The organism is Peribacillus sp. N1, assembly GCF_054600815.1.
In genome coordinates this window covers 1,362,691-1,388,456 of record NZ_BAAHZO010000001.1, presented here as the reverse complement: position 1 = coordinate 1,388,456, position 25,766 = coordinate 1,362,691, and the positions used below count along the sequence as shown (strand labels likewise).

Sequence of the window (25,766 nt, the reverse complement as noted above, 5' to 3'; positions counted from 1 at the left end):
GTGGAATGATATGTCAACTGAAATGAACAATAACGAAATGGAAATTTTTGAAATAATATCACATAGTGGAAATGCAAGAGGATTAGCATTCGAAGCACTGAAAGAAGCGGAAGAATTTAATTTTGAAAGTGCAGAAGAACTAATTAAACAAGGCCAGGAAGAATTGAACTTGGCCCATAAGACACAAACCAAGCTAATTCAAGCAGAATTGAATGGAGTTCCAAGCGAGAAAACTTTATTGATGATTCATGCTCAAGATCACTTGATGACGGCAATGAGCGAACAAAAACTAATTGAACATATGATTCGCATTGTAAAAAAGCTAGCCCCACAACAGTAAAGAGGTGATTGAAAATGGGTAAACTTGGTATATCTATCTATCCAGAGCATTCAACCGTCGAAAGAGACATGGAATACATTACACTTGCACACAAATATGGATTCAAAAAGATCTTTACTTGCTTGCTTTCTGTCGAAGGTGATAAAGAGAAGATATTAAAAGAATTTAAAGAAACGATAGTTTATGCCAATCAATTGAATATGGAAGTGATGGTCGATATTGCTCCCCGTGTATTCGGTTCGCTAGGCATTTCTTATAATGACTTATCGTTTTTTGCAGAATTAGGTGCATATGGAATCAGGCTGGACATGGGTTTTACAGGTAACGAAGAGTCGGTTATGACACATAATCCATATGACCTGAAAATTGAAATAAACATGAGCAATGCAACAAAATATTTAGATAATATTATGGATTACAAACCAAATAAAGAGAATTTAGTTGGATCGCATAACTTCTATCCGCATCGCTATGCAGGATTGAGCTATCCTCATTTTATAAAATGCTGTGAGTCATTCAAAAAGCATAATATCCGCACGGCAGCTTTCATCAGCTCACATGCAGCAACGTACGGTCCTTGGCCTGTAACGGAAGGATTATGTACTTTAGAAATGCACCGGGAATTGCCGATTACAACACAAGCGAAACATTTGTATGCGACAGGGTTGATTGATGATGTAATCATTGCAAATGCTTACGCATCTGAAGATGAATTGAAGCAGCTTAGCCTGTTAAACAGCGGTCTGTTAACATTTAATGTTAACCTTCACGAAACCATAACAGCACTAGAGAAAAAAATAGTATTGGAAGAATTCCATTTTTACCGTGGAGATGTTTCCGATTATTTAATTCGCTCGACTCAATCACGTGTGAAATATAAGAGCGAAGAATTTAAACCAACATATACGCCTGATATCAGGCGCGGTGATATTTTAATTGAAAATGAGCTCTATGGACAATATAAAGGGGAATTGCAGATTGCATTAAAGGAAATGAAGAATTCGGGGAAAACAAATGTAGTTGGCCGAATAACAGAAGAGGAAATTTTTCTTCTCGATTATTTGGAACCATGGGGGAAATTCCAATTCAATATTAATTGATCAGGGAAGGAAGGTGATCTTCCTTCCTTTTTTACTGAATAGGAGAATAAAATAATATGAATTATATTATCGGAGTTGACGGCGGAGGCACTAAAACTGAAGCAGTGTCTTATGATTTAGATGGAAATAAAATTAGTGAAGGCATAGCGGGATTTGGAAACCTGCTTATTAATGAAAAAAAAGCCATCGCTAACATTATACAGGCAATTGAAGAATGCGTAATGCCCATTAACAATGGAAGCTGCCATTACATTTGCTTAGGATTAGCCGGGTATGGAGGAGTTGAAAATCCGCAGGGCATAAAAAGTGCATTAAGCATGGCATTTAAGGCCCCGTTCACCATTGTAAATGATGCAATTATCGCTCATGCTGCTTTGCTTAAAGGAAATGATGGCATTTTGACCATATCCGGAACTGGATCTGTAAGTATCGGCATCCATAAAGGAATCGAGAAATCGGCTGGTGGCTGGGGACACATCCTTGGGGATGAAGGAAGTGGCTATTGGATCGCCATGCAGGCTTTTATAAAAATGACGAAAGAAGAGGATGAGGGGTATGAATATAGCCATTTAACCGAGTCGATACTGAAAAAACTTGGCTATCATAGTGTAATGGAACTGAAGAAATTCATTTATTCTGCCACGAAATCCGAGATTGCCTCATTTGTTCCCCTGATTGTCCAACATGCGGTTAAGGGCGATGGTTTCTCCAAAAAAATTCTGAATCAGGCTGGGTACCACCTTTCAAAACAAACACTTGAGGTTATCAAGAAGTTAAAGTTAAGTGGGAATGTTACAATTGCAATAAAAGGTAGCATCTTGACAAATATACCATTGGTGCAAAGCTCTTTCATCAATCATATTAAACTTGAAAATCCAAATGTGAATTTTGTTTTGGAAGACGTATCAGCTACCTTAGGTTGTTATTACATAGCAATGAAGCATTTAAAGTAAGTATAGATCAAGGAGAGTAAATCATATGCACGTCGAAAATATTATATTGAGAATTGAAAGCTTATTGAACCAGTTGCCTAAATCAGAACGGAAAATTGCACAATATATTTTAGAAAATCCAAACGACATTATAAGAATGACGATACATGAATTGGCTGATCATGCCAATGCCAGCAGTTCGGCCGTAACGAGGTTCTGTCATTCTATAAAAGTTAACAGCTTTTCAGAACTGAAGGTATCCCTATCATCCCTGATTTCCCAACCTGAGAAAAAAGGTTTCCATGACATTGAGCCTAACGAAACAATTGCGTCCATTAAAAATAAAATAGTTTCCAACTCTGTCCAAGCTATACAAGAAACTGCGCATTATTTGGATGAGTCCGTTCTTGACAATATCATTGAAACCATGAGGAGTGCAGATGTAATTTATGTCTATGGTTTAGGTGCATCATGGCTCGTTGCTGAAGATATTACACAAAAATGGTTACGGTTAGGAAAGATTGTAAGTGCCAATCAAGACCCGCATATTACGGCAACTGCACTGGCTGCATCATCAAAGAATACCGTTTTTTTCTGTATTTCCAATAGTGGCGAAACTGAAGAAGTCCTTGAACTCGTTGATATTGCTAAAGCATATGGCATAAAGACAATTGGTTTATCGCGACTGGGGAACAATGGCTTAACTAAAAAAGTTGATATGTCCCTAAATCATGTACGTGCCCCGGAGGCTAAATTCCGAAGTGCTGCAACAAGTTCGCTTTTTGCACAATTTCTAACGGTCAGCATCATTTTCTATGCGTATGTTTCTAAATACTATAATGAAAATAAAAACGAAATTGAACGTTCAAGGGAATCGGTATTGAAATTCACAAAAAGGAATTTGGATACTTAGAAAGGCGAGTCATAACTTATCGTGTTCATATGCATGGATAAGATTGATGAACTGTATGTTTCCAATCAGGATGCCTTGTGAAATTTCATAACGATGAAAGGAAGATGTACGCTGAATGATCCAAAAGAATTCTCCCAGTCCCATTTATCATCAACTTGAAGAGGAGATTAAAGGAGCGATTCAAAATCTTGAATTGGTGCCAGGAGAGATGATTCCTTCAGAAAAAGAATACACTGAAAAATATGGAATAAGCAGGATGACTGTGAGACAGGCCATTTCTAACCTAGTGAATGGCGGTTATTTATATAGGCAGCGCGGAAAAGGAACATTCGTTGCCCAACAAAAATTGGAGCGGCCCTTGCAAGGATTAACAAGCTTTTCGAAGGATATGATTTCAAGAGGACTTGAACCCAGTACACGATTTATCAGTTTTACGGAGATCAATGCTGATCATGATCTTGCTGCAAAGCTTGATGTTGAAGCAGAAGCTCCTATTTTCGAGCTGGAACGTGTTAGGCTTGCTGATCGGTTGCCGATGGCATATGAAAGGCTATTTATCTCTAAAAATCTTGCCCTGGATCTAACGGAAGAAATAGCCATAACTTCCATGCATGACTATGTAGAAAAAACGTTTGGTTTAAAAATTCAGCATGACCAGGTAATTGAAGCCGCGATTGCTCAAAAAAAAGAGGCGGAAATGCTCGAGGTAGTCGAAGGTGCCCCTGTATTGCTGATTGAACGAAGAAGTACCCTGGATACCAATCAACCACTTGGGCTTGTCAGATCTGTCTACCGGGCAGATCGATATAAATTCGAAATCGATTTGGAGCGGTTATCATGAGCAAAAAAAGTAGTAGTAAGAATCCCGTTCTCAAAAAGATTACTAAAAACCCCCCTTGCCCAAATATGGGCAAGGGGGGGTTTTTAGTAGAATATCATCTTTCAAGTTTGGGAGTTTTCCAGCTCGAAAAGGAAAGGTACGAATAACCATCCGGGACTTTCATTATTTCGCTAAGCTTTCTGTCAATCGGTTTTCTTTCCAAATGACTGTAATGCCAAGGCCAATGACGATAATGACAGCAGCGAAAAGGTAAGGGTAGTGGATGTTTACGTCAAAAAGCAATCCTCCCATGGATGGCCCGGCGATATTCCCTAAGCTCGTATAGGTGGAGTTCATTCCAGCAACGAATCCTTGTTCTTTCCCGGCAGCTTTTGATAAAAATGTCGTCAAAGCCGGACGAAGAAGGTCAAATGCAAGGAATATGAAGCAAGTTACCACTAGTACTGCCGAAAAACTGGAAATCATAGTGGATGCTACCGCAAAAATTGCACCGACGATTAAACATAATTGAATAAGCTTCTTTTCGCCGAGAATATCTACCAGCTTTCCAAACATAAAGACTTGCACAACAACTCCGAAAATAGAGCTTATTGTAATGATAATGGCAATATCCTTCGGCGTGAAGCCGAATTTATGATCAGAAAATAGGCTAAAAACCGTTTCATAGGCTGATAAACCAAAAGCGAGTACAAATACAATGATGAACGCAATAAAGTAAAGCGGATTTAGTGATTTTTTTAAATCGCCCATAAAGTTTGTTTGCTTTGTATTAGCGGAAACTTTTGCAAGCTGTTCCTTTGTCATCGGCTCTTTTAAAATGAATATCGATGAAAGGCATGCTAAAAAAGCAATGGCCGCCGCAAGGAAGAAGGGCAAGCGTATACCATATTCTGCAACAAAGCCACCGATCCCGGGTCCTATTATAAAGCCCAAGCTAATTGCGGCTGAAATATAGCCCATTGCTTTTGGCCTTTCCTGAACGGATGTAATATCTGCAACATATGCCGTAACACCTGGCATGATGAAGGCAGCACTGATACCCCCAAGGATCCTTGATAAATAGAACACGGATACGTTTGTCCCTACACCGAAGATAAGTTCTGAAACACCAAAAAGGAATAAGCCGATGATGATGATTTTCTTTCTGCCGTAACGGTCAACCCAACGACCTGCGAAAGGTGACATAATAAGCTGTGAAACAGCAAATACGGCAACAAGATAGCCCATCGTACTTCCTGATAAATGCATGATATTCATAAATGACGGCATAACGGGGATGATGAGTCCAATTCCCAGAAAAGCAATGAATATATTGCTTAGAAGAATGATTAATACCGCCTTTTGTTCTTTAATTGGTTTATTCATGTTTTAACACCACTTTCTTTGTGAATCATTCTTGTGAAATACCTCTCCAAAAAACTTTCCAAGAGGCTGCTAATTTATCCTTCAGCCGTTTCTCATCATTGCCGTATACAAGCTCAAGCAAAATGGAATCCACAACTCCCAGAAAAGCATAGGTCGGTGTTATGGCTTCTTCATCGACGATTAATTTGGCATTGATCCAATCATGGAATTTGCATTCAAGGATCTCCTGCACTTTTTCCTCGATATCCATCACTTCCTGCCCGATTTCTTTTTCAAGATGTGCTGGCGGAAAAAAGGACATACGCAGCCAAAACTTTATATGCTCATTTTCTTGGAAAAGATCGATGACCAATTGTAGGAATCCAAATAAATCTTTTTCAGGATTTTTTGAATCAACTTTACTGAAATATTGGAGTTTCGAAGATAGCTCCGTCTCTTTCGCATCACGTAAAACTTGCAGAAAAAGATCATCCTTGCCTTTAAAATGAGCGTAAATGGATTGCTTTTTCATGCCGACTTCTTCAGCTATTTGAGAAAGCGACGCTCCTTCATAACCATGAATCGTAAAATATTTTAGAGCGGCGTCCTTAATTTCATTACTTTTCAATAATATCACCCCATAATTTAACGAACGTTCGTCAGTTATAATAGCAAATTAAATAAATTTATGCAAGCGAATTTGTTTATTGTATTATGCCCAGAAATCATAATTAGGCGATATATTTGAGAAGGACAATATTGTTGTTTCCAGCAATAGATATGCACTCAAGGCTATTCACTAAATTCCCGCATATAATTCTATATGGATAATAAAGAGACAGGTGGGATGAAGGTGGATACGTATGACATTAGAAAGGTGATTCAATACTATTACACAAAAATACAAGAAACGAATCATCCTTATTATTGGTACTGTTTGGCTGAGACCCAAAGTAGGGCCGGACTAACAAATGAAGCACTACAAACGATAGATAACGCCTTGTCGTTTCCAAACCCTTATCCTTCAAGGCAGGAACTGCAAGACATGCAACTGAACCTCCAAACTGTTCTTACAAGGGAAATGAACTCCAACAGAACAGTCATAGTGACATCAAAGCAAGGCGATATTGATGGGGACGGGATAAAGGACAATGTTTTTCTAACTGCAAACAAAACCCCTGATAGCCCCTTTTGGAGGGATATAACTTTGGTTATCCAAAATGGGAGGACTCATCAATATCAACAAGTTCCCATGAAAAATAACGCAGGATATAATCCGACCATTTTTCTTGGTGATTTTACAGGTAATAAGGGGGATGACATTTTAGTGGTCATTGATACAGGAGGAAGCGGTGGCTCCATTTATGCATATGTTTTTGCATATCTTAACGGTCAACTCATGAGCATTTTTAATTCAGATACTTTCAATGAAACCTATAAATACGATGTGAATTATGAAAACCATTACAAGGCAATGGTGAATAGTACTTACCTAAAAGAAAGGTACATTCTTGACCTTACTTATAAGGATAAGGACTATTTAGCTGAAATATATAACAAGGATGGTGTACTGAAGGCGCCAATAGAAGGGTGGGTCAATCCTTTATCTGGTTTATATCCGGTTGATTACAATAGGGATGGCATATATGAGCTCGAAGCGTATCAGAGGATCGCAGGGAGATACAATGCCGACTCACTAGGATTTGTACAGACCGTATTGAAATGGAGCGGGCTTGCTTTTGCTCCTGACCGGCAGAATGTGGCTATTTTTGGAGGGGAAATATAGCACAATGGAATAGAAGTTCATGAACAAGGTACAGGCGAAATCTTCGCCCTAATGAAACCGGAAAATATTCTTGGCAATGGTTCAGCTGATTGTGTGCATTTACGAAAATTGTACCGGCTTTCTAAGAGGACGTGATGGTTTCTTTACTTCATCTAAGATTAAACAAATTTTTTTCAAAGGGGAGTATCGCTAATTGGAATTATTAGTAGGCAATGCCTACACGTGATTTTAAATAATCGCTACTTTTTATTTGGCTGAATGCAAAGTCTGCTGTATCCGGGACCGATATTTCAACCCCATCCTCCGGCAAAAAGTCACCTTCTACACGATACGTACCAACACTTTCTCCATCGGGCAGATAAGTAGGACAGACAATCGTCCATTGAAGTGTTGATTGTTTAAGTATATCGTAAACTTTATGATGCTCTTTCGCTGCGCGGGTAGACCTTCGCTTCGATTCACTAGACTGATAACGCAGAGAATTGGGGGTTGTTCTGCTTTGCAGGATTCCTGCTGTTCCAATGGTTATAATTCGTTGTATTCCTTCGTTTTCCATTGCTTCGATAATCAGGGGCATACTTGCTGATAAAGTGGTTGTCCCATCAGTATTAAGCGCACTAATAACAACATCAATCCCATGCATGGCACGAACGATATCAGTTTTATTTAATACATTACCTTGAATAATGGTTAAATTGGCATTGCTTATTCCAATCTTCTCTGGATTGCGTACTAAAACTGTAACATGATGCTTATCATGCAGACCGTAAGTAACTAATTGACCCCCAACTCGTCCAGTTGCACCCAAAATTAAAATATTCATAGAAACGAACCTCCTTTTTGCGAATACAATCATTCGACTAACATTATATCGTCATTTTCAACTAATGACATCATAATTCAGAGTCTTGCTGTTAAGGAAACTGTACGTTGATGAAATAAAAAATGGGCCCCTCAATATGAGGGGCCCATTTGAATTAAAATAACAACATTTCTTAAACAAGACAATAGCGACCGGAATTTCTCCTCTAATAATCCTGTTCTTTTTTCGATTTTAGAAAAGAATCAACTGAGTCATCTAATAATTTCTCCCGATTAGGATCTTCATTGACATCTGTATCCACTTCCATCACTTCGTTTAATCGACTAACCTGATTTTTTTGTTGAGCTGGATTATTTTTTCCGTTCGGCATATAAACTCCTTCTTGAACAGTTATTTTTTATTTAGTATGAACAATGATCCAATATGAAATCCGATTTGTGTAAGATTATTTCAGAGTCCAGTAATCTTGACGGAAGGTTAAAACAATGTACATGATTTTATTTTGGGCATTATTGACTGAATATTAAAAATATTGTAATATTTAGCTTGCGTTAATGTTTTTTTTGAAACGTAGTTTTATATTCGAAACAAGTGGTTTTTCCTTGTGTAAAGTCAAATAATCTGACAGGAGGTTTTTGTTATGAAGAAAAGAATAAGGTATACTTCTTTTGGTTTTTGGTTGGTGGTTTCAATAATTCTATCATTATTACTTCCTTCTTTTGGCCAAACTGCTGTAAAGCAAACCGACTTTAAAGTAACCCTATTAGGAACAGGTTCTCCACTTTTAAGTACATCCCGCTCCGGTCCAGCTACTCTTGTTGAAGTTGGTAATGAAAAACTCCTCTTTGATGCTGGACGTGGAACTGCTTTACAATTATATAAAGCGAATATGTTACCAGGCAGTGTAGATAAGTTATTTCTAACTCATTTGCATTCGGATCATACTATCGGCATACCGGACGTATGGCTTACAGGTTCTTTACCAACAGGAGGGAAAAGGGAGCAAGCATTTAACATTTGGGGACCTAAGGGAACCGAGAAAATGATGTTACATATGCATAAAGCATTTAAAGCCGATTTGGATGCAAGGGATGACTCTGGAAATGGAAACATTGAAGGAGCAAGTATTATGGCAAATGATATCAAGGAGGGCGTTGTCTATAACAAAAAGGGGATTGAAGTAATAGCCTTCAAGGTAGACCATAAATCAATTGAGCCTGCTTTCGGTTATCGGGTTAATTACAAAGGACATTCAGTAGTTATCTCAGGTGACACCCGCTATAATGAAAATCTAATTACATTTGCTAAAGGTGCTGACGTAGTTATTCATGAGGTTGCAGCGGCAAAACCTGATAATGAATCAGAATCAATCGCCAATATACTTAATCTTCACACTACACCGGAGGAAGCAGGTAAAGTCTTTAGACAACTACAACCAAAACTTGCTGTGTACTCACATATAGTATTATTGGGTGGATTAACAGAAGAAAAAGCTAATTTGCTCGAAAGAACTAAAAAAACATATGGAGGAACTGTTTTAGTAGGTGAGGATTTGTTGTCCATTGAAATAGGGGACAAGGTACAAGTACAGCAGCGGAGCAATGAGGCGAACTCGGGGAACTAAACAGACAGGGCTGCAGCTATTTCATGAAAAAGAGCGCTTACTTCAAAGGGAGGTTGCTGATGCAACCTTTTTTCTTATGTTCCTAAAGGGGCAGACAGTTTAAAAAGTGCCGATAGTTGAATCAATTAATAAATTGGAGAAGTGTTAATTCCAGAAGAACCTGGTGAGATAGACTAACCTGAAGAGCCAAAGGAATATCATTAACGAAAAGGGCGCTTGAATTTAATAAAAGGAAAGCACATATTAGACGTGACTAATATGTGCTCTTCTTTTTAGGAATTTATAATGTTTTAGGTCTTGAAATCTAATGCTTTAAACCATGTTCTGAAGGTATATTGAATAAGGAAGTATAAATTAAAGATACCCATTTAATACTGTGCCAAAAAGATCGAATTCAGGATCTTTTGACGGAGTTATTGGAGGGGCTTCGGATCGCCCTATTGAAGAGTTGAAAACAGGCTTACCTTCATCTGACTCTACAGAGTTTTCGTCATTCTTTTTATACAATGGATTATCGATCATACCCAAATCAACTCCTTTTAATAAGATTAACGAATGGTAAGTTATTAATTCCCTAAAGATATTGATTTTATGCTAAAAAATATTGCGATGACTGGGATTCGTTGAAATGAACGGGTAAAACTTGTAACCAATCGTTTATTACAGGATGCATAATGATTATTTTATGTTCAAAAAAAAGATTGGTACCGATTCTTTAAGTGTAATGAAATTCCAAGCATGATCATTATCGAAATCTGTACATTATTTTTTTATGCATCGCCCTTCTTAGTAGCAAAAGGGTTGAAAAACATCATTCCTTCCCTCCGATACACATTGTTACAGGACTCTCAAGCGATTGGACAAGTTCATTCCTTTTGACAAAGAAGATCAAATTGGAGTGAGAATCCTTTGCTTGTTAACAAAGTAAGCCCACTCAGAAAAGCCGATTTCCTTTAGTCTTTTTTTTACTAGTTCAAATTCATCACAAATACGTTCAGGTGTATGCGAATCTGATCCAAATGTTACCTTCACATTATAGAAAAGAGCTCGTTCTAAAATGTCATCTGCTGGATACCATCCACCACAATCTTTTGTTTTACCAGAGGTATTGATCTCAATGGCGATATCTTCTTGACTAATGATTTTTAACGTTCTTTCAATACTGTCTGTCTCAATGGAAGAAAAGGATGGGTAAAACCCTTTCATTGCATCAATATGGCCTAAGGTTTGAAACACTCCGCTTTTTGCAGATTTCTGTATTAATTCATAGTATTCATCCTTTATTCTTGACTGTTCTTTAGAGGTCAAACCATTCCAACGCCCTCTTTTAAAAATGCTAATATCTTGAACATAATGAACAGATCCAATAATGTAGTCAAAAGGGTGTAAAAGATATTGATCACGGTAGACTTCAATGTGATCAGGGAAGAAATCACTTTCCATTCCTAATAACAAGTGAATTTTGCCTGCATATTTCTCTTTTAAGCGAAGTACTTCTTCAATATAAGGAACAAGTTCACTTTTTGCCATTGCAATAGTTGGGTAGAGATGGTCTTCCTCACTATAAAAATATGGAGAATGATCAGAAATCCCAATATAATGCAAACCATATTCAATGGCTTGCTTTACATAATCCTCAATTGTACCGATAGCATGTCCACAGCGTTGATGGTGAGTGTGCAGATCAAATTTTATTGAATTCGTCATTCCTTAGGCCTCCTAAAATGAACCAGGTTGTTTTGTTTTATCATATCCAAAAATCACACTCTTTCCCACGAATTGAATTTCAATTGCCTAGGAAATATGAAAAAAGTTTGGTAATACCCCTTCAAAAAAATTTCTTTTTAACAATTTAATCTTATACCTATTAATTAAAGATATTTTAGTTCGAGTAATTGTATAAGTGTTGAATTCCCTAGGCAAAATAAAATGTTCAAATATGTAAAAGGAAAGGAAGGATATATACAATGACAAAGGTATTGTACATCACGGCTCATCCTCATGATGACAAGCAATCTTACAGTATGGCCGTTGGAAAAGCATTTCTTGACACTTATAAAGAAGTAAATCCTAGCCATGAAATTGTGAATATTGACCTTTATAAAGAAAATATTCCTGAAATTGATGTGGATGTTTTCAGTGGTTGGGGGAAACTTCAATCTGGAAAGGGTTTTGAAGAACTCTCGTCGGAAGAGAAAGCAAAAGTTAGTCGACTTTCAGAGTTATGTGAGCAATTTATAGCGGCGGATAAATATATATTTGTAACGCCTTTATGGAATTTCTCGTTTCCGCCAGTAATGAAGGCATATATTGATTCCGTTGCAGTTGCAGGTAAATCATTTAAATACACCGAACAAGGCCCTGTTGGTCTTTTAACTGATAAGAAAGCCTTGCATATTCAAGCTCGTGGTGGAATTTATTCAGAAGGACCAGCAGCTGAAATGGAAATGGGTCACCGATATCTAAATATCATTATGCAATTCTTCGGAGTGCCTTCTTTTGAAGGTTTATTCGTTGAAGGACATGCAGCAATGCCAGATAAAGCACAAGAAATAAAAGAAAATGCAATAGCACGATCAAAAGATTTAGCTTCTACTTTTTAAAAAAAAAGAGTCAACAACTTGTTGGCTCTTTTTTTCATAATGAAATGGTGATATATGGATTTACCCTCAATACACCAATCATGCGTATTTCTCTAATAAAGGAATATGCTTTTTTATTTAGTCTAATAGTGGTTATAGGGGGGAACTTGTAATAGAAATAGCTGAAAGTGAGGGAAGAAGCTAAAAAGGCCCATAAGGGTACCTTGATTAGCTAAATTGACTAGTTTAGAAATAATTTAAAGTTATCAAGTTAGGCGTTCAAATTGCCGGAGAATCTCATGCATATCAACATAAGATTTTTTCTCAATGATATTGCCATATGTAACTGGTAAAAGTACCACAAGTGAAAATTTAACGTATTTTCCCGTAGCAGGGATACTTTATTATAAGTATAACGGTTGTATAAAAAATCAGAAAAATATAAAATGTATTTAAATTAGAGTTTTTTTTATTTACAAATTGTAATTTGGGAGACTAATAAAACTTCTATTTTTAGAATCATTAAATTTATTAAGAAAAGAGTGAGTTTAATAATGAAAGACATTAAAAATATCTATTGTGTAGGTCGAAACTATGCCTTGCATGCAAAAGAGTTGAATAATGAAATCCCAACTTCCCCTTTTTTATTTTCAAAACCCACTCATTCGCTTGTGGAAGCTAATGGACAGTCCATCACGTTGCCGAGTAATCAGGGTTCCGTTCATTTTGAAACTGAACTTGTTATACATATCGCAAAACAGTACGAATCAGGAATGAAAGTAGATGAAATAGTAGATGCCATGGCCATTGGGTTGGATTTAACACTTAGAGATGTTCAATCACAGTTAAAACAAAAACAGCATCCTTGGCTTTTGGCTAAAGGATTCAAAAATTCAGCAGTTGTTAGTGATTTTATTCCGTTTCCAGGTGTCGAAGCATGTGAACAATCAGATTTTTCCCTTTTAAAAAATGGAGAGCGTGTACAAGTCGGAAATATTAAAGACTTACTTTTTGATTTGCAAACCATTATAGAATTTACAGCAGAGCATTTTGGGCTTGGAAAAGGAGATATAATTTTTACCGGTACTCCAAGTGGCGTCGGTCCTCTTTCAGATCAAGACAAGCTTTCACTTAACTGGGGTGGAAATGAAATAGGATCCTGTTCAGTTATAATGCGTTAATGAATAAAGGCAGTCATTTTGACTGTTTTTTTTTATGGAATAACTCAATCTTAGACAAAAAGAAGAAACTCGTCTAAAATGAGAAGAACCATATAACATACATGGAAACGGCCAATATGGCACCACTTTTTCAAATAAGTTTGACCATTAAATTCTGGCTTTGGAGTATGTTAGAACTATTTATATGTCTTATGAAAATCAATTAAAGTGCCATATTTTAATTATATAGGATAGAACAGGGTGGAATGTGCATGAAGAACAACCAAGAAAAGAAGTATTTAGATAATTGGCTTTCTCTTACTAGTATTCAAATGAGCATTACGAATGAACTTGAAAGTTCTTTGCAAAAAAATCATAACCTGTCGTTAAAAGAGTTTTACGTTCTTTACTTTTTATCCAAAACAAGCGATAAACAATTGAGGCTACAACAATTACAGGAGATGGTTGGATTAAGCCAAAGTGCTATATCAAGGCTGGTGGGCAGGCTAGAAGCAAAAAGCTGCGGAGCATTACAAAGGCATATATGTGAAGATGATCGAAGAGGCATCTATACACGTTTAACCACATTAGGAGAAGAAAAACTACAAATTTCCTTAAATACTGTTCATGAAATTCTTCACTCTGCTCTATCAAAAGGAAACCTTCAAGATGAATTACAATCCTTAATCCAGAAATTGTAATATGGTTCTTGTAATTTTAAGTGATAAGTGAGGTCGGTTATTTCTATATATCTTGGATAGGAATATCCCTTTAGCCCAGTAAGGTAATAATGAACGGATCTGTTGAGAAAGAGAGCAGGGATAATGCGGAATTAAATGTAAGCGCATGCATTTAAGGGTTTTTTTGACCACCGAGGATAAATTAAAGGCCATGGCTATAAAGTAATGAAGATTATACATCCGTCTTTCAATGGGTGACCCTAACTTGCTGTATTCAGTCAAAGGAACATCATTTGTTTTTTCGCCTATTACATGAAAAATAAAAGCCAATAGTCCATCAACAATATCATAAAAAACATATTCATCTGAAGTCACCTACTGCGGTAAATTATTTGAAACTATTTTCATTTTTCGACGTAATACTATCAGGGATAAATTAAGAAATCTCATGAATTACAAATAGATTTCTTGTCCTATCTTATTACGCCCATTTTACATATGAATTCTAATAGAGGGTTGACGAAGGGAAGAGGAAGCATGTTCAAGAAAATATTAGCAAGCTTAGGAAAAGGAGCAGCAACTGTAGATTTACAATATGATAATCGTAATTATCAAGCTGGAGATAGCATTCAAGGGGAGGTAGTCATTCAAGGTGGTGAAGTGGAACAGAAAATCAATCAATTGACTGTACGGTTGATGATGAACGTGGTATTAAAACAAGGAAGCGTTTCTAAGGAAGTTGCCCATATACCATTAGTTAATCGAGATTGTATTCACCCCAAAGAACGTAAGGTCATTCCGTTTCATTACGTCCTACCTACGAATATACCTATTTCAAGGGGAACTGTCTCATACTATCTGGATACACATCTTGATATTGAGGGCGGAGTTGATCGTAAAGATGTAGACCGGCTGGTCATCCAATCCCAAAAATCCATCACATCCATTTTTAATGCAATGGCTCAATTAGGTTTTCGCGAGACAGCAAACTCGGGTAAACTCGACCAATATGGACAGGAATTTGCTTTTTTTCCCACTCAACAATTCATGGGACAGGTAAATGAAGTTGAAATGCGGTTTGCCAATGAAGAATCAGGTATCCGGGTCTGGATGGAAGTTGACTGTAAAAGCGGCTACAAGGAAATTGAAGCAAAACGTGAGTTTTATTTAAGTAAGAATGTTCTCGAGCATGAAGCCGATCTTCATAAACTACTTGGAAAATATATATCGGAAGCTATTGATCAGCCTTATGCTTTTACACAGCCGTTCTCTTATTCCACCAACCATCATCATGGTCGCGCTTCCCAATTAGGAAACGCTATACCTGGAATGGTTGGTGGATTAGCAGTAGGTGTTTTAGGGTCGATGTTACTTACTGAGATGATGGATGGTTTTGATGTTGGGGATATGTTTGAAGAAGCAATAGAAGATCTTGATGGGGGATTTGATTCATTTTTTGATAGTGGGGATGGGGAATCCTAAGTAAGCCATTAAATAGTCCTATGTTAACCAATATAATTAAAGACTCTTTTTGTTGCCGACTTTATTGGGGAAACCAATGGTTATGGAAGTGGATTTATTAGAAATCCTTAATAATGAAAACTATCAAAAGAGTTTTCGCAAGTTAAGAATTCAGATAAAAAGCTTGTAATAAGACCTGAACACTTAAACATTAGTCAAAGTCGCTTTCAGCCTTTCTTGGGTACTAGAAAAGGCTTGGTGAAAATACTTTAATATGTTGGTACGCTCTGTTAAAGGAAACTTTACAGAGCTTTTTTTATTGAAGAAACTGGACGGCGGCGCAAACTCTTCACCGAAATTTAGCATTCATTTCATGCCTTCTCGGAACAGTTCAGTAAAAACGAAGTCATATCTAGACGATTGTGATAAAAGGATTAGGTGAAGGCAATCATGAAGCTAATCATTTTATATGGATAATAAGAGTCAAGAAAAGAAAAACATGTAGGTAACTGAGTTTGTAGACAAATGTATGATTGGAACGGAAGGTGCGAGACTCCTGAGGGAAAAGCTCGTCGAGGGGAGAAGACCCCACAGGCGCAAAAGCGCAAAGGAGGCTCCCGGACCGCCCGCGGAAAGCGAGTGCCTGGAGTTCCAATCGACGTACGAGGTTCTACAGTTTGATGTAGGTAACCTTTTTCATCCTAAATTAAAGGTTTTTTTGTTATACAACCTTTTGGGTAGAAGTGAAGGAAAGAAAATAAGAAAGCCCAACTATACCTACATAACTCCTTTAGAGATAACCACAAAGTTATGTTGATATCGACTTTTTGATTGCTGTTTGGTTTAATGCTTTCATCACCTGAAAATAGCCCTTCGGTTTTTGGCGTGAATAAAATGAATAAACAATCATATAAAGCCAATTCTATATACAAGAATGATAAAAAGGAGATTACATCGTGAAGCCATATGAAATAAAAAATATGATTATTGATGATGAGTTTGATGGTGAAGAATCGGTTACAGCTGATTTTACTCACAAATATAAAGATTATAGCATTACTTTTAAAAAAGAAGATCTTGAAGTAATTAATACCTGGGTTTTTGAGGGTAATTCATCTCTTCCAGCAAATTTATCAAGTACTATCATTGAATCATTAAGGGAAGAAATTAAAAAAAGAATCTAGTCAATTGGACTAGATCCTTTTTTTGGTCATTTTCTTAATCGAGGAAAAATTTTGCCTTGTTAATATTGATGATAAAAGATAAGGTATTTATTGTATCGAACCACACTTAAACACAGAATAATGTGTTTAAACTGTAATGTTACCAATTGATTCGTTTTCCATCTCTAAAAAACCCACCATTAGGTCCTTCAGGTCCAATAGTTGCTAACCACAGGATAGACTCAGCTGCTTGCTTGGGTGTTCTTGGAGCAGATGATCCACCCATATCTGTACTTACCCATCCCGGATCGACCGCATTTATTTTGATATCACCTTTGATTTCTGCAGCTACCAATCGTGTCAATCCATTAAGGGCAAATTTAGATATTTTATAAGCTCCTACTCCTGGATATGACATTTCGCTCATCGCCCCGTATTCTGAGGAAACATTAATGATTCTCCCATAGCCTTGCTTTTCCATGAGGGGAATAAAGGAACGGATCACATGGTAAACTCCAAAGAAATTGGTTGCCATTGTTTTCTCCAGAGTGGAAGTGTCCATAGTCACTAAATTTTCACTCTCATCCAAATACACGCCAGCATTATTAATCAATACGTCCAATCTTCCATATTGATCATTTACAGTAATCGCAGCTTGATGGATGCTTTCTTGATTGTTTACATCCATTACCAGAAACGACACGTCAAGATTTGAATCCTTAAGTCTTTGCGTACTTTCATGCCCTTTTTCTGGATCCCGACTTGCCAAAATGACCTTAAAACTATTCAAAGCCAATTGTTTGACCAGCTCATATCCTATTCCTCGATTCCCACCAGTGACAAGTGCAACTTTTATATCCTTTGACATAATATATCCTCCTTTTTTTCGGCTACTAATCTTGGGCCAGAGTAGAATTTTCCACACCCTAGAAATTCAATAAAAGAAAGTAGGGAAGGGAAAATAAAGCAATAATGAACAGGGAACTTTTATAGAATGTTGAATTTATTCCTTATCTAGATAGTTGTTGTGCAGGAGTAAACATGTAGTTTCTAAGAAAAATAGTAACCAAACTTAGTATCAATGATAGGATTCCTACTAATACGACGTATTGTGTACCCAGTTCTGATATAAATAACGCGCCTGCAGCTGCACCAATTGTTGTTCCTACGTTACAGGATGATATAAATAAGCCATTGGCGAAATCAGGCGCTTCGGGAGCTGAAGACGCAATCAAATATTGATTAATATTTGCCATTATTCCTCCGGCTAATATTCCCCAAATTAAAGTTGTAATTTCCATAGGTACGGTAAATTGTCCTGTGAAGAATAAAATGATGTAAACAGCACCCAATAACAAAGGAAAAGATACTACAGACTTAATGGCACTATGAGTAAGTGAATTTCCTGCGACAATGTTTCCGATAATACTGGCTCCACCGAAGACGAATAATGTTAAACTTATGGTATTCGGGGGCATATTCGTAACTGTTTTCAGATATTCAGCAAAATAACTATAAACCCCAAATATAGCTGAGTTTAATAAAATGACAGTCACGATGGAAAGCCATAAAATAGGCTTTTTTAATACGGAAAGTTGTGTACCATAAGAAATTCTTTCCTCAACAGGTATAGATGGAACAAAAATCAATGTAGCAATGAATACAATAGCATTAACAATAGCAAAGAATGCCATCGCCATTTCATACGAAACGGCACTATCAATAAAATTTGCGATCGGTACGCCGGCTACCATACCAGCAGATACTCCGATAAATACTTTAGAAACAGCTTTTGGAGCTTCTTCTTCACTTACTGAGGAAGCAGCTACTGTAAATGCCAAAGAACAATAAATTGGATGGAAGAAGGCTGGAATTATACGAGCAATTAATAGAATGGTAAAATTAGATGTAAATATGGATACAATGTTTCCTATAACGAAAACTCCTAATACAAGTAACATGACCTTCTTACGATTTATCCCGGAAAACAATAACGGCATCGTTGGTCCAGATACAGCAATAGTAAGAGCAAAAAGACTCACAAGCAATCCTGCTTTTGATATGCTGACATTGAAGTGATCAGCAATGGAGGGCATTAACCCAATAACCCCCATTTCGGTATTTAAGATGCCGAAAACTCCTATGGTCAATATGAAAATCAGCAAGTTATTTCGTTTAGTCATAAAATGGATCTCCTACTTTCAGTACAGTGTCATTTTGTAATTGCGTAAAGGGGGAGATTTTTAAGGGTATTAGATAACTTTCAATTTAGCTGTTTTCTCCATTAATATCCAGACCTTTTAAACGATATCAGTTTTTTTAAAATCCTCTTTGTTCCTGTCTCTGAATAAATTTCAAAGTATAATGTGCCAGGCTGTCGAGGTCTACTCGACAGCCTGAGCTTTAGAAAATGAATAGCGCTAGTTTTATCTCATCTTGTAATTATTACCAAGGTTGACTTGTTGGCCCAATTGTAAACTCATTAATGTTCGTATCTTTTGGCTGATCAACAGCGAATGCCACAATATTGGCAACTCGATCAGGTGCAATACCATATTGTTCGTACAACGCAGTCATACCTTCTGAAATATTCTTATCAGTAATCGTATCCAACAATTCCGTGTTAATCGCTGCTGGATAAATAGTTGCTGTGCGGATGTTAGTACCTTCTTGGGCAGATTCCATACGCAAAACTTCCATTAAATCACGAACAGCCCACTTTGTTGCGCCATAAACCGCACCGCCTGGGTAAGCTTTAAGCCCAGCTACTGATGAAGTAGTGATGATATATCCAGACTTTTGCGATGTAAATGTTGGCAATACTGCGGCGATACCATTCAATACACCTTTAATATTAACGTCAACCATACTGTTCCATTCGTCAGTTTTTAATTCGGAAAGTGGTGAATTAGGCATTATTCCAGCGTTCAAGAAGATTACATCGACACCACCAAAAGTGTCTTTAGCTTGTTGAACAAGCTGATGACTATCATCTGGATTAACAACATCTGTGACGCGATAAGCAGCTTGTCCACCAGCTTTTTGAATTTCCTCAGTCAATGCTTTTAATTTGTCTTCGCGACGAGCGCCCAAAACAACTTTAGCACCTTTACTGGCCAATAATTTTGCAGTTGCTTCACCAATTCCAGATGAGGCCCCAGTGATTATAATTACTTTGTTTTCAATTGTCATTTCGTATCATCCCTTCACGTGAAATAAAACTACAATTGATGTTTTCTCGACATCTGTCTATAATTTAAAATATAAATATATACAAAACAAGGCATATAAATCGTTAATTTAATCAGTTTTGATGTTTAAACAACAAATCAATAAAAATTGTTGACTATCTCAGTGAAAGTATGGTGTCAATAACATGGCAAAAGTGGATAGAAGAATTGTTAGAACTCAAGATGCAATAAAAAAAGCATTTCTTGAATTGATGTCAGAAAAAAATTTCGATAGCATTACCATTCAGGATATTTCTGACAGGGCAAATATTAACCGTGCAACGGTTTATCTTCATTACTTGGATAAATTTGATCTGTTGGATAAGATCATAGAAGAACATATAAATAACATGGTTAACCTTTGTGAGACGGAAGCTGAAATGGATTGGATTGAATCGACTGTACACTGCATGGAATATCTTGAAAGTAATTATTTATTTTTTTCGACGATGTTGGTGAGTGAAGGAGCTCCGTACTTTCGCAGCCGGTTTGTTCAGCATAATATCGAAGAGTTCAAAAAAGACGTCGATATAACAAAAGGAAAAAATTTTGGTCAAAGCGAAGATGTAGTTGTTGAATTTGTTGCAAATGCTTACGTAGGTGTAGTGGAATGGTGGCTAAAAAATGGCATGCCTTATCCACCAGAGGAAATGGCAGAAAAAGTGGGGGATTTATTAGAGAGGATTTTATAGATTGTATCGCATGATAAATCTACTTTAGCTGAATGTCGGAGCTGTATTTAAGGCAGCTCTTTTCTTATGGATTATTGGAAACGGCATTAGCGCCTCTGGTAAAGATGACCTGCTTGGAATCCTTTTCGGGTACTTTTTTGTATGCTTCGGAGATCGTTTAGGTATAAGGTTTGGTATAATTGGTTGAAGTATGATGGAAAAGTTATAGAGATGAGGAGAATATTTGAAAAAAGCATCACTTGTTTTATTTTCTATTTTATTATTGGGGTTATTGGGTTGTGAAGCATTAAACACGGAGAACAAGAAAGCCAATTCGGAAGATAAAATAGTCAAAGAAGATGAAGAAAAAACAGTCAAAGAAGATGAAGAAGTCAAATCTCTTTATACGGTAGACAGCTATATGAAGTCAGTCGAAGAAAACCTTGAAGCAAAATCGGAAACATTTATCAGTAATATAAAGGAGCTACATAAATACACCATTTACTCTAAAGTGGAATTATTGGATTTTGTAGCATTTGTAGATGATCCTTCCGAGTTTAACTTATCCATTACTATGTTCTCAATGGATAGACAGGCTAATGAAGTCTTTAACGAGGGTAAGGATTCTACTATCTTTGCAGGTAGTAAGGGTATGATTGAAAATGTAAGATACACCCACCTTATAGGTAATCAAACAGGTGACTTTTGGGATTTCTACGAAAAAAATGAAGAAGAAATTAACCTTGCAGAAAAACAAGCGTTTGCTACTTGGGTCGCAGATTGCTGGAAAAAAGCAGATGGACAAGCAATAACATTGCCAGCCTACTTTTCTCTTCACGATGATTATGAATCCTTTGATTTAAAGAAAAATCAGTGGGTTACAGATGATGAGAAATGGTCTTATTGACACATTAAGGAGGGGCCTTTATCCAAATTGTTCCTCATATGAGTAAAGACCTTCAATTGAAGGTCTTTTTTGTTCATTCATCGGTTACATAGTAAACCTGCAATGGCTAAAGAAATGAACCCTAAAATTGTACAGAGTGTGGTATCTAAAATAAAGTCACGTTGTTTATAAAACCTGCGATATTTTGAATAAAGTCGCGATGTTTGCAAAAAAGTTACGATGCTTTGCCCCTTTGTGGTTATCTAAAGGGGTTTTCTTATAGGAAAAGGAAAGTACATATGAATCAAAAGGTGGGTTAAAAGAAAATTGGCTATATATTGGTTCAATCTCTAAAATAAGATCATTAATTCATAAGTCTGATAAAAATATATAGGAAATCCTTACCTTATATTCCATATTTTTAATCTGTAAACTAATACTTAGTTGAAAAAATTATTTTTAGGGAGGAAAGGAGAAAAAATGAATTTATCCCTCAAGGAACTATAAGAGCTGTTACTGTTTATTTTATGCTCTTCAATGCTTTTTGCATTTTCGCCACAGTCTTAGGAACAAAAAGCATCATCCCCTGACACGTTTCATATAAACGGTTGAGGAGCTAAACGGGATTCATTCATTGGTTTACAGTCCGAAAATCTATTGGATCAAAGATTTATTTATGTTCGGTTAATTTAAAAAGACAATGAACTAGGTGTCTTTCTGATTTATTAAATTTCAGAATATTCAGCATTATTTTCGTTTGGAGTAAATTCCTATTTATGCTTTTGATAGGTACTAACTAGTTGCTATTAGAAAATAACAATTGTAAAGGAGTTGATTTAATGACATTAACTCAAGGATTTTGACAATATTTCTTTGGATGGGAACCATACGTAAATAGGTTAACTTAATATTTTTATAGAGGTGATTATCAAGTTGAAAAATAAAGTAAAAAGTATATTGAGTTTTTTATTGATCTTTGCAATGATTTTCGGCGGAATTGGGCAAGCGGCGGTTGCCAAGGGTAATAACTCTAGTGAGCAAAATGTAAAACAATGGTTAAGTGAATATGAATTCTATGAGGACACCAGAATTGCGAAAATCTATGATCAGATTGCAATAAATGAATTAAAGCGTTTCGCGACAGTCATAAAAGAAACTAATGCTAAGTTTGATTCTAAACTGATAGCGGAATTTGATGAAATCGGAGACTTTAAACAAAAAGATTTTAATGAACTTGATGTACTTCAACAATTGATTAACCAATATGAACAAGCTGTTCAAGAGGAGTATATACATGAGTCGGTTCTTAAAAGTGATCGGCTCTTGGAAATCAAACATAAGTTAACCATATGTCTATGGGGGTATGTAACAAAAAACGATTTTAATGAACCAACTGAAGTATTACTTGCAGATATACTCTTTAATTTTTATTTATCGGATAAAATTGTCAATAAAAATGCTATCGGCATCTTAAAGGATATCTCCGATCAAGCAGATCACAAAGGAAATAAACTAAAAGCTCATTTGAATAACGCTGGTAAAATGTCTGAAAAAGGTAATGAGTTTCTAGAAAAAGATCTAGCTGTCCCTGCATCAAAATCCTATCAAAATGCATATAAACAAGTGTTATTCGGACTTGAAAAAGCAGGCTATTCATTTAACACAGAATTCTTTGAATCTACCTCTGAAACGGATGGTGATACTTTAACAGATGGAATAGAATTCCTAGAGGGAATGAATCCATTTAAAAAGGATACAGATGGTGATGGATTGCAGGACAATATTGAATATGAGGTCAAATCATTTATTTCCCCGACAAAATATGATTCAGATCGTAATGGCATAAGTGATGCAGATGAAGATATCGATGAAGACGGCCTGATTAATAAAGACGAGCAAGCTAATCAAACAAATTTGATTAAAGGAGATTCAGACCAAGATGATTTAACTGACGGATTTGAAGTACATCAGTTCGATTCATTACCTAATAAGTATGATACAGATAACGATGGGTTAAGTGATGGAGATGAATATGTTTTAAAGACAAATCCGAATGCTGCAGACGGCGACAATGACGGAAGCGAGGATTCACAAGAACTCTATAAACAATCGATTAGTAAATCATTGATTCAGCCTGATAAATCAGAAATTAAAAGCGTAGAAGTTGGGTTTAGTGCAAAGGATAATATTAATAAAACGACTAGAATTAGCAGCACAAACAACATAAATATTAAAACAACTAATTTACACGGTATTATTGGTTCTCCTGTAAGCATCAATACGCAATCAGAATTTGAGAAAGCAAGCATTCAGTTTACGTATGATGAAGCGAAGCTCGGAGACACGTTGGAAGATGATCTAGCCATCATTTGGTACAATGAAGACGAGGAAATGTTTGAAAGCATTAACACTGTGTTAGATACAAGTAAAAATACAATAAGTGTGGAAACTACTCACTTTGGTGAATATCTGGTTGTTGATAAGGCAAAATGGTTGGAGCTATGGAATAGGGAAATAGACTACTCAGGGACGCATGATGTAAATAAAGATCTGCTTAACAATCTTGCAACGAAGACAGTAGGTGATGTAGGAAGAGATGACGAAAATGGTATATCAGGTGATGTAGAAATTGATAAAACAGATTCGGACGGGGATGGCTTATACGACAGCTATGAAATTGAAGGAATGAAAACACCGTACGGTATAATTTACTCAGATCCTAACAAGAAGGATAGTGACGGAGATGGATTAACCGATGGGCAAGAAATGGGGCAATTAAAATCATTCACGGTAGAAATTTTTGGAGTTAAAATTCATTATGAAGGTTTCTTTCCAACCAGTTTCCCTGACCGAAAAGATAGTGACGGAGATGGAAAGTTTGATAATGAGGATTTGAGACCGTTGTACTCTGATTTTACCGATACAGAAATTTATCAATCAGATAGACCAGAAGGCTATGATGAAAATGGAAATATAGCGAATGATATGAAAACAAATGATTATACAGAAGATGAAATAAAAGATATTAGCTGGATGTTCAGATTCCAATTACTTGAATCTTATTTCCCAGGTATTCTCTTTTATGAGTTCGAGGATATGACAACAAGCTTGTTTTCCATGGGAGATATGGAAGAGGTTATTTTAGATATGATTAATCATTTTAAAGTGGGAACTGGTAAAGAGTACAAAAACCAGACTTTAACTAAAGAAGCAAGTGAGCATGAAACAACGAAAGCCTATGTTGAATTTGTCAAAAATGCCTTAGTTGATGAGCTAAAGAAAAATGGAGGTAATTTGGCAGCACTTAAGATGGATAAAAGTACAAAGAATACAAATGAATTTTATAATTTGATACAGAGAAATGCTAGTTATCCGACGTTTAGCACCTGGAGTGATCGAGTAGGTGGACTTACAATTACAGTAAATGATACTTGGGGGAATACGGTATCCGTAAAAGATTTTTCTGTAGAGAATAATCACTTTAAAGGAGTCATGCGTGTTCGTTTATATGATCATTTTGGGTTGGATCGGCCAGATGTTGAGAAGGAGTATGTCAACTTAGCAGGATTCCGTTCCTGGTTTGTCTTACAGCATTATGATGAATATAATGGCAAATATAAGCCCTTTGTTACTGTAATGGAAATGGATGTACCATTTGAGGGGAAATTGAGTGATTAAAGTTAATTTGAAAATTATAGTTTTAATGATTTGTATATTCTTAATTCCATTAAACTTAATTGGATGTATAAAGAATGAGGAATCAAGTGGGGAAACAAAGATTTTCGAAATTGAAAATACAGAAGAGATCTTTGGTAAAAAGGATGAAGAAGAGGTGACTGTTAAAAAGCATTATATGATTCTAAATCCACCAAAAGATTTAATAGAATTGAAAGAAATAGTTGAAAAATACAGTAAGGAACATCCAGTTGAAGAAGAAATAAAAGTAATGGAAGGAAAAAACAGGATTTTTGATATATCCTTTTATAGGGAAAGTGAGGATTTGCCAAGAGACTGGCAGCTTGATGAAAGTTACATGAATACAGATCGGCTAGAACATCATAAGAATGATCTAATTGCATATATAATTTGGTCAGATGCTGAAACACAAAAAGAATACAATGTTTATGATAAAAATAAGGAAGGAAAGGTAATCAATAGTGAGCATTTTATTGAGGATCAGCTTGTTGAGTGATACTCTATCCATACCCCGTAAAGGGATAAAATGGAAAT

25 protein-coding genes are annotated in these 25,766 nt (G+C 36.2%); 16 read left to right on the top strand and 9 right to left on the bottom strand.

What is annotated here, in order from left to right; genetic code table 11:
• The first annotated feature begins 10 nt into the window (after positions 1-10).
• The 5 genes from ACYP5M_RS06650 (at position 11) to ACYP5M_RS06630 (ending at position 4,126) form a co-directional block, all read left to right on the top strand.
• The gene (locus ACYP5M_RS06650) at positions 11-340 is read left to right on the top strand and encodes a PTS lactose/cellobiose transporter subunit IIA (protein ID WP_101222292.1); all 330 of its coding nucleotides are present in this window, start codon (positions 11-13) and stop codon (positions 338-340) included.
• Between the two features lie 14 nt (positions 341-354).
• Complete coding sequence (locus ACYP5M_RS06645; protein ID WP_434167252.1) at positions 355-1,440, top strand: DUF871 domain-containing protein; 1,086 nt, start codon at positions 355-357, stop codon at positions 1,438-1,440.
• Positions 1,441-1,496: 56 nt separating this feature from the next.
• A complete protein-coding gene (locus tag ACYP5M_RS06640; protein WP_459734803.1) occupies positions 1,497-2,393 on the top strand; it encodes an N-acetylglucosamine kinase in 897 nt (298 codons plus the stop codon).
• Between the two features lie 25 nt (positions 2,394-2,418).
• Positions 2,419-3,285, top strand: a complete 867-nt coding sequence (locus tag ACYP5M_RS06635) for a MurR/RpiR family transcriptional regulator (protein WP_402937873.1) — start codon at positions 2,419-2,421, stop codon at positions 3,283-3,285.
• A 115-nt stretch (positions 3,286-3,400) separates the two neighbouring features.
• Positions 3,401-4,126 carry a GntR family transcriptional regulator gene (locus tag ACYP5M_RS06630; RefSeq protein ID WP_434167250.1) on the top strand — a complete coding sequence of 242 codons (726 nt, stop codon included), beginning with the start codon at positions 3,401-3,403 and terminating at the stop codon, positions 4,124-4,126.
• Between the two features lie 162 nt (positions 4,127-4,288).
• Here ACYP5M_RS06630 and ACYP5M_RS06625 read toward each other — a convergent pair whose 3' ends face one another.
• Positions 4,289-5,491 carry an MFS transporter gene (locus ACYP5M_RS06625; protein WP_101222287.1) on the bottom strand — a complete coding sequence of 401 codons (1,203 nt, stop codon included), beginning with the start codon at positions 5,489-5,491 and terminating at the stop codon, positions 4,289-4,291.
• 25 nt (positions 5,492-5,516) lie between these two features.
• Positions 5,517-6,107: a TetR/AcrR family transcriptional regulator gene (locus ACYP5M_RS06620; protein ID WP_434167249.1), complete on the bottom strand. Its 591-nt coding sequence runs from the start codon at positions 6,105-6,107 to the stop codon at positions 5,517-5,519.
• A gap of 408 nt (positions 6,108-6,515) precedes the next feature.
• On the opposite strand from ACYP5M_RS06620, the gene ACYP5M_RS06615 reads away from it, so the two are divergent.
• Positions 6,516-7,256, top strand: a complete 741-nt coding sequence (locus tag ACYP5M_RS06615; protein ID WP_459734904.1) for a VCBS repeat-containing protein — start codon at positions 6,516-6,518, stop codon at positions 7,254-7,256.
• Positions 7,257-7,458: 202 nt separating this feature from the next.
• Here the strand turns inward: ACYP5M_RS06615 and ACYP5M_RS06610 are convergent, their stop codons facing one another.
• Positions 7,459-8,079, bottom strand: a complete 621-nt coding sequence (locus ACYP5M_RS06610; protein WP_434167248.1) for an NAD(P)-dependent oxidoreductase — start codon at positions 8,077-8,079, stop codon at positions 7,459-7,461.
• Positions 8,080-8,284: 205 nt separating this feature from the next.
• Positions 8,285-8,449: a hypothetical protein gene (locus tag ACYP5M_RS06605; RefSeq protein WP_434167247.1), complete on the bottom strand. Its 165-nt coding sequence runs from the start codon at positions 8,447-8,449 to the stop codon at positions 8,285-8,287.
• Positions 8,450-8,719: 270 nt separating this feature from the next.
• On the opposite strand from ACYP5M_RS06605, the gene ACYP5M_RS06600 reads away from it, so the two are divergent.
• Positions 8,720-9,703, top strand: a complete 984-nt coding sequence (locus tag ACYP5M_RS06600; RefSeq protein WP_459734802.1) for an MBL fold metallo-hydrolase — start codon at positions 8,720-8,722, stop codon at positions 9,701-9,703.
• Positions 9,704-10,057: 354 nt separating this feature from the next.
• Here the strand turns inward: ACYP5M_RS06600 and ACYP5M_RS06595 are convergent, their stop codons facing one another.
• Both ACYP5M_RS06595 and ACYP5M_RS06590 read right to left on the bottom strand, forming a co-directional pair.
• Complete coding sequence (locus ACYP5M_RS06595; protein ID WP_350299224.1) at positions 10,058-10,225, bottom strand: hypothetical protein; 168 nt, start codon at positions 10,223-10,225, stop codon at positions 10,058-10,060.
• A gap of 366 nt (positions 10,226-10,591) precedes the next feature.
• Positions 10,592-11,410: a histidinol-phosphatase gene (locus ACYP5M_RS06590; RefSeq protein ID WP_459734801.1), complete on the bottom strand. Its 819-nt coding sequence runs from the start codon at positions 11,408-11,410 to the stop codon at positions 10,592-10,594.
• Between the two features lie 260 nt (positions 11,411-11,670).
• Here ACYP5M_RS06590 and ACYP5M_RS06585 point away from each other — a divergent pair, with 260 nt between their 5' ends.
• The 5 genes from ACYP5M_RS06585 (at position 11,671) to ACYP5M_RS06565 (ending at position 16,770) form a co-directional block, all read left to right on the top strand.
• Complete coding sequence (locus ACYP5M_RS06585) at positions 11,671-12,306, top strand: FMN-dependent NADH-azoreductase (protein WP_434167236.1); 636 nt, start codon at positions 11,671-11,673, stop codon at positions 12,304-12,306.
• Positions 12,307-12,839: 533 nt separating this feature from the next.
• Positions 12,840-13,466, top strand: coding sequence for a fumarylacetoacetate hydrolase family protein (locus ACYP5M_RS06580; RefSeq protein ID WP_101222281.1), 627 nt, complete (start codon positions 12,840-12,842; stop codon positions 13,464-13,466).
• A 251-nt stretch (positions 13,467-13,717) separates the two neighbouring features.
• The gene (locus ACYP5M_RS06575; protein ID WP_459734800.1) at positions 13,718-14,146 is read left to right on the top strand and encodes a MarR family winged helix-turn-helix transcriptional regulator; all 429 of its coding nucleotides are present in this window, start codon (positions 13,718-13,720) and stop codon (positions 14,144-14,146) included.
• A 516-nt stretch (positions 14,147-14,662) separates the two neighbouring features.
• Positions 14,663-15,607: a sporulation protein gene (locus ACYP5M_RS06570; protein WP_434167234.1), complete on the top strand. Its 945-nt coding sequence runs from the start codon at positions 14,663-14,665 to the stop codon at positions 15,605-15,607.
• A 935-nt stretch (positions 15,608-16,542) separates the two neighbouring features.
• Positions 16,543-16,770: a hypothetical protein gene (locus ACYP5M_RS06565; RefSeq protein ID WP_101222274.1), complete on the top strand. Its 228-nt coding sequence runs from the start codon at positions 16,543-16,545 to the stop codon at positions 16,768-16,770.
• A 139-nt stretch (positions 16,771-16,909) separates the two neighbouring features.
• Here ACYP5M_RS06565 and ACYP5M_RS06560 read toward each other — a convergent pair whose 3' ends face one another.
• The 3 genes from ACYP5M_RS06560 to ACYP5M_RS06550 all read right to left on the bottom strand — a co-directional run bounded on the left by ACYP5M_RS06560 (position 16,910) and on the right by ACYP5M_RS06550 (position 19,941).
• Positions 16,910-17,617: an SDR family oxidoreductase gene (locus ACYP5M_RS06560; protein WP_434167233.1), complete on the bottom strand. Its 708-nt coding sequence runs from the start codon at positions 17,615-17,617 to the stop codon at positions 16,910-16,912.
• A 142-nt stretch (positions 17,618-17,759) separates the two neighbouring features.
• Positions 17,760-18,932 carry an MFS transporter gene (locus ACYP5M_RS06555; RefSeq protein ID WP_459734799.1) on the bottom strand — a complete coding sequence of 391 codons (1,173 nt, stop codon included), beginning with the start codon at positions 18,930-18,932 and terminating at the stop codon, positions 17,760-17,762.
• A 262-nt stretch (positions 18,933-19,194) separates the two neighbouring features.
• On the bottom strand, positions 19,195-19,941 hold the full coding sequence (locus ACYP5M_RS06550; RefSeq protein ID WP_459734798.1) for an SDR family oxidoreductase: 747 nt from the start codon (positions 19,939-19,941) through the stop codon (positions 19,195-19,197).
• 184 nt (positions 19,942-20,125) lie between these two features.
• On the opposite strand from ACYP5M_RS06550, the gene ACYP5M_RS06545 reads away from it, so the two are divergent.
• The 4 genes from ACYP5M_RS06545 (at position 20,126) to ACYP5M_RS06530 (ending at position 25,728) form a co-directional block, all read left to right on the top strand.
• Entirely contained in the window at positions 20,126-20,671 is a 546-nt protein-coding gene (locus tag ACYP5M_RS06545; protein WP_101222270.1) for a TetR-like C-terminal domain-containing protein, read from the top strand.
• Positions 20,672-20,894: 223 nt separating this feature from the next.
• Positions 20,895-21,557, top strand: a complete 663-nt coding sequence (locus ACYP5M_RS06540; protein WP_434167231.1) for a hypothetical protein — start codon at positions 20,895-20,897, stop codon at positions 21,555-21,557.
• 912 nt (positions 21,558-22,469) lie between these two features.
• Complete coding sequence (locus ACYP5M_RS06535; protein ID WP_434167230.1) at positions 22,470-25,214, top strand: DUF3289 family protein; 2,745 nt, start codon at positions 22,470-22,472, stop codon at positions 25,212-25,214.
• Positions 25,207-25,728 carry a hypothetical protein gene (locus ACYP5M_RS06530; protein WP_434167229.1) on the top strand — a complete coding sequence of 174 codons (522 nt, stop codon included), beginning with the start codon at positions 25,207-25,209 and terminating at the stop codon, positions 25,726-25,728. Before ACYP5M_RS06535 ends, ACYP5M_RS06530 begins: the two co-directional genes overlap by 8 nt.
• Positions 25,729-25,766: the final 38 nt, after the last annotated feature.

Excerpts from the sequence above, each read along its gene's own strand:
- ACYP5M_RS06650 (WP_101222292.1), top strand. The coding sequence starts at position 11 with ATGTCAACTGAAATGAACAATAACGAAATGGAAATTTTTGAAATAATA.
- ACYP5M_RS06645 (WP_434167252.1), top strand. The coding sequence starts at position 355 with ATGGGTAAACTTGGTATATCTATCTATCCAGAGCATTCAACCGTCGAA.
- ACYP5M_RS06640 (WP_459734803.1), top strand. The coding sequence starts at position 1,497 with ATGAATTATATTATCGGAGTTGACGGCGGAGGCACTAAAACTGAAGCA.
- ACYP5M_RS06635 (WP_402937873.1), top strand. The coding sequence starts at position 2,419 with ATGCACGTCGAAAATATTATATTGAGAATTGAAAGCTTATTGAACCAG.
- ACYP5M_RS06630 (WP_434167250.1), top strand. The coding sequence starts at position 3,401 with ATGATCCAAAAGAATTCTCCCAGTCCCATTTATCATCAACTTGAAGAG.
- ACYP5M_RS06625 (WP_101222287.1), bottom strand. The coding sequence starts at position 5,491 with ATGAATAAACCAATTAAAGAACAAAAGGCGGTATTAATCATTCTTCTA.
- ACYP5M_RS06615 (WP_459734904.1), top strand. The coding sequence starts at position 6,516 with ATGCAACTGAACCTCCAAACTGTTCTTACAAGGGAAATGAACTCCAAC.
- ACYP5M_RS06610 (WP_434167248.1), bottom strand. The coding sequence starts at position 8,079 with ATGAATATTTTAATTTTGGGTGCAACTGGACGAGTTGGGGGTCAATTA.
- ACYP5M_RS06605 (WP_434167247.1), bottom strand. The coding sequence starts at position 8,449 with ATGCCGAACGGAAAAAATAATCCAGCTCAACAAAAAAATCAGGTTAGT.
- ACYP5M_RS06600 (WP_459734802.1), top strand. The coding sequence starts at position 8,720 with ATGAAGAAAAGAATAAGGTATACTTCTTTTGGTTTTTGGTTGGTGGTT.
- ACYP5M_RS06595 (WP_350299224.1), bottom strand. The coding sequence starts at position 10,225 with ATGATCGATAATCCATTGTATAAAAAGAATGACGAAAACTCTGTAGAG.
- ACYP5M_RS06590 (WP_459734801.1), bottom strand. The coding sequence starts at position 11,410 with ATGACGAATTCAATAAAATTTGATCTGCACACTCACCATCAACGCTGT.
- ACYP5M_RS06585 (WP_434167236.1), top strand. The coding sequence starts at position 11,671 with ATGACAAAGGTATTGTACATCACGGCTCATCCTCATGATGACAAGCAA.
- ACYP5M_RS06580 (WP_101222281.1), top strand. The coding sequence starts at position 12,840 with ATGAAAGACATTAAAAATATCTATTGTGTAGGTCGAAACTATGCCTTG.
- ACYP5M_RS06575 (WP_459734800.1), top strand. The coding sequence starts at position 13,718 with ATGAAGAACAACCAAGAAAAGAAGTATTTAGATAATTGGCTTTCTCTT.
- ACYP5M_RS06570 (WP_434167234.1), top strand. The coding sequence starts at position 14,663 with ATGTTCAAGAAAATATTAGCAAGCTTAGGAAAAGGAGCAGCAACTGTA.
- ACYP5M_RS06560 (WP_434167233.1), bottom strand. The coding sequence starts at position 17,617 with ATGTCAAAGGATATAAAAGTTGCACTTGTCACTGGTGGGAATCGAGGA.
- ACYP5M_RS06555 (WP_459734799.1), bottom strand. The coding sequence starts at position 18,932 with ATGACTAAACGAAATAACTTGCTGATTTTCATATTGACCATAGGAGTT.
- ACYP5M_RS06550 (WP_459734798.1), bottom strand. The coding sequence starts at position 19,941 with ATGACAATTGAAAACAAAGTAATTATAATCACTGGGGCCTCATCTGGA.
- ACYP5M_RS06545 (WP_101222270.1), top strand. The coding sequence starts at position 20,126 with ATGGCAAAAGTGGATAGAAGAATTGTTAGAACTCAAGATGCAATAAAA.